Annotated in this window: 1 protein-coding gene; it reads left to right on the top strand. The window is 38.6% G+C overall.

Going from position 1 to position 440, the window contains the following annotated elements:
* A partial coding sequence (gene iscB, locus COO03_RS23920) for an RNA-guided endonuclease IscB (RefSeq protein WP_257132055.1) occupies positions 1 to 436 on the top strand: 436 nt, incomplete at its 5' end.
* Positions 437 to 440 lie beyond the last annotated feature (4 nt).

The raw sequence follows: 440 nt of genomic DNA, 5'->3' as shown, positions 1-440 counted from the left end.
ACAAGGAAAAGCAAAAATTGTGAAGTACACACCATTTACGATTCAACTCCTATATGCCACTGGTGAAACGGTACAACCCGTTACAATTGGCGTTGATAGCGGAGCAAAGCATATCGGTATTGCGATTACCACTAAAGATAAAGTGCTAGCAAAAGGAACCATTGAGCTTCGTCAAGATGTCAAAGAAAACCTTATATTAAGAGCTACGTTACGCAGAGGTAGAAGACAACGAAAAACAAGATATCGAGAAGCACGTTTTCTCAACCGAAAAAAGAAAGAAGGATGGTTACCGCCATCGATTCAAAACAGAGTGGATAACCAAATTCATTGGATTGAAACATTTCGCTCGTTATTACCATCTCCAAAAGTCATTGTCGAAGGAGGGAAATTTTATGCGCAAAAACTAAAAAAACCTGACATACAAGGAATCGAATAACAAC

This window comes from Bacillus sp. AFS098217, from assembly GCF_002551815.1.
Classification (GTDB): Bacteria; Bacillota; Bacilli; order Bacillales; family Bacillaceae_G; genus Bacillus_A.
The sequence above is the reverse complement of the archived record's forward strand: the minus strand, read 5'-3'. Positions and strand labels throughout refer to the sequence as shown.